Consider the following 2,516-nt stretch of genomic DNA (forward strand, 5'->3'; position numbering starts at 1 on the left):
GCAAATAAAGAGTAATTATGCTTTATTTATGCTAAGCCATTCTTATGAATGGCTTTTTATTTTATTTAAAAGGGAATATATTTTTTATATAGAAATAAATTTGAAGGTGTATAAAAGGTTGTGTGAAAGGAGAATGAGAGTGATCAAGCTGAAACAATTTACAAGAACTGATTTMAAACAATTAATTAATTGGATCGATTCCGAAGAATTCTTAATACAATGGTCAGGAAGTGCATTTACATATCCTTTAAATGAACAGCAATTAGAGAAATATGCAGAAAGTGTAAACACACTGGCATTCAAAATAATAGATGAAGAGACTAAAGCAGTTATTGGTCATATTTCACTTGGGCAAATAGATAATATAAATAAATCTGCTAGAATTGGAAAAGTGTTAGTTGGTGATACGGAAATGAGAGGACATTCAATAGGGAAATATATGATGAAAGCAGTACTTCAGGTTGCTTTTGAAGAATTGAAACTGCATAGAGTTACTCTTGGTGTTTATGATTTTAATACGTCAGCCATTTCATGTTACGAAAAAATAGGATTTGTAAAAGAAGGTTTATTAAGAGAGGCAAAAAAAGTAGGAGAAACGTATTGGAACTTATGGGAAATGAGTATGTTAGAATATGAATGGAACAATAACTAACAACGGTTCTTTATAATTATGTTATGTTAACTAAAGGGGTTTGGTGGGAAATCATGAATAAAAAAACAAAAATAATTTCAATTGCAGCCGTTTCAGGAGGGGGGAAAACTACAATTACAGAAAGTTTAACGCATGAGCTAACGAATTCAAAGGCTCTATACTTTGATAGTTATAAATTTGATAACTGTCCTGCTGATATTTGTAAATGGATTGATGATGGGGCGAATTATGATGAGTGGGTACTAACACCACTAGTCCAGGATATTCAGCATCTTATACGAGATAGTAATTTGGACTATATTATTGTAGATTATCCTTTTGCATACTTAAATAGAGAAATAGGAGAATTCATTGATGTAACTATATTTATCGACACACCTTTAGATATTGCGATGGCTAGAAGGATTTTGCGAGATTTTAATGAAGATACAATGAGTGAAATACATAATGATTTGAAACATTACATGACACATGCGAGAAAAGCTTATTTAGAGGCAATTCATACTGTTAAACCAAATTCAGATATTGTCTTGGATGGATCTTTATCTGTAAAGGAAATAATTGATCGTACACTAGAGGAACTTAATCGAAGAAAAGTGATTGTGAATGATTAAATGTATAGAGGAATATGTACAAAAGGATGAGCCACATTATATTATAGATGCCGTTAAGTGGACCAGTGGGGTAGGGGAGAGATAAGTGTGTACACTTTATTTCAATATAATTGGCAAGTAAGAGAAGAATGGTTTAAGTGGTGTGAACAACTTAATTAGTATAGATTTTAAAAGTAAATTAGCAATATAAATGGTAAGCGAAAAGGCTCAGATTTTTCTGAGCGTTTTTTAGCGTAATATGTTATCAACCTAATTGAACTAACACTACCTGTTAATTTAATATAATTTGCTTCACAAATAAATAGAGGGAAATCGATAAAGTCAGAACCTTAAAGAATTTTGGAATCAAAATGGAAGTAGACAAACTGTTCACAGCCCCTTAAAATCAAGCAATAACTTTATTCGTTCGGATAAAGATTCTGATATGTTTTTACTGTATGTTTAATTAAATCCTTTAAAACATCGATATCGATATTAGCTAATGTATTAACATAAATRCAAGCCTTACTCTTCGTGTGTTTACCAAAGTTTTCTAATAATTTTTCTCTTTCCTCACTTTCGTAAGTCAAATAAAGACTAATTTTCGCCTTTCTTGGTGAAAAACCCACTAAAGGCGCATCCCCTTCACGTCCTGATGCATACTTATAGTGATAGCTACCAAAGCCAATAATACTAGGGCCCCACATTTTAGCRTCGTAACCAGTTACTCCTTCAAAAATTTCTAATAACTGATAGGCATCTGCCTTCTTCTTCTCATTTTCCACACTTTCAATAAATTCAATTACACTATTTTCAGTTTCTTTCATCTTTGGTTCAGACATATATGTACCCTCCTATTCTCTGAATAAATTTATTTTAACATAAAACTTAAACTCGATATTCAAACCAAACGTATCTGTGCAATACACAGTTCTCGTCATCGGCTCGATATGTAATACATTTATGTACATGTCGTGGACCATCCCGTCACGATAGTATGAAATCAATATTTCCTCTTTGTTTTGTAGTGATTGCACAAGCCATATTTGCAGTTGTTCTTTCATATCTTCAGTTACAATTGGTTTCGGTACTTTATTCAAATCATTCAGCATTTCTCTAATTCTTTCGTATTGTTCGGCATATTGGTCATTCGTTATCAAGACCTAAATCGTAAAAAGCCATAAAAAATAAGAGATGATACATATTATACATATCTAATTCTTGATCAACAGCATCCAATATGGTATGGCAGGGCTGGAAGTGTTGGAAGT

Annotated in this window: 4 protein-coding genes and 1 pseudogene; 3 read left to right on the plus strand and 2 right to left on the minus strand. The window is 32.0% G+C overall.

Annotated elements, in window-relative coordinates:
* Positions 1-139 precede the first annotated feature (139 nt).
* From AC1DTM_RS22620 to AC1DTM_RS22630, 3 genes and pseudogenes are all read left to right on the plus strand, one after another.
* Complete coding sequence (locus tag AC1DTM_RS22620) at positions 140-652, plus strand: GNAT family N-acetyltransferase (protein ID WP_477000933.1); 513 nt, start codon at positions 140-142, stop codon at positions 650-652.
* A gap of 53 nt (positions 653-705) precedes the next feature.
* On the plus strand, positions 706-1,266 hold the full coding sequence (locus AC1DTM_RS22625; RefSeq protein WP_088099109.1) for a nucleoside/nucleotide kinase family protein: 561 nt from the start codon (positions 706-708) through the stop codon (positions 1,264-1,266).
* Between the two features lie 87 nt (positions 1,267-1,353).
* Positions 1,354-1,422: pseudogene (locus AC1DTM_RS22630) on the plus strand (DinB family protein); the annotation flags it as partial.
* A gap of 242 nt (positions 1,423-1,664) precedes the next feature.
* On the opposite strand, the gene AC1DTM_RS22635 reads toward AC1DTM_RS22630, so the two are convergent.
* A complete protein-coding gene (locus AC1DTM_RS22635; RefSeq protein WP_002110021.1) occupies positions 1,665-2,087 on the minus strand; it encodes a DUF1801 domain-containing protein in 423 nt (140 codons plus the stop codon).
* A 12-nt stretch (positions 2,088-2,099) separates the two neighbouring features.
* Positions 2,100-2,405 carry a YolD-like family protein gene (locus tag AC1DTM_RS22640; protein WP_050567235.1) on the minus strand — a complete coding sequence of 102 codons (306 nt, stop codon included), beginning with the start codon at positions 2,403-2,405 and terminating at the stop codon, positions 2,100-2,102.
* Positions 2,406-2,516 lie beyond the last annotated feature (111 nt).

The sequence above is a fragment of the Bacillus sp. P4_D3 genome (assembly GCF_056401855.1).

Bases quoted from the DNA above. Each gene is read 5' to 3' on its own strand.
- AC1DTM_RS22625 (WP_088099109.1), top strand. From the start codon at position 706: ATGAATAAAAAAACAAAAATAATTTCAATTGCAGCCGTTTCAGGAGGG.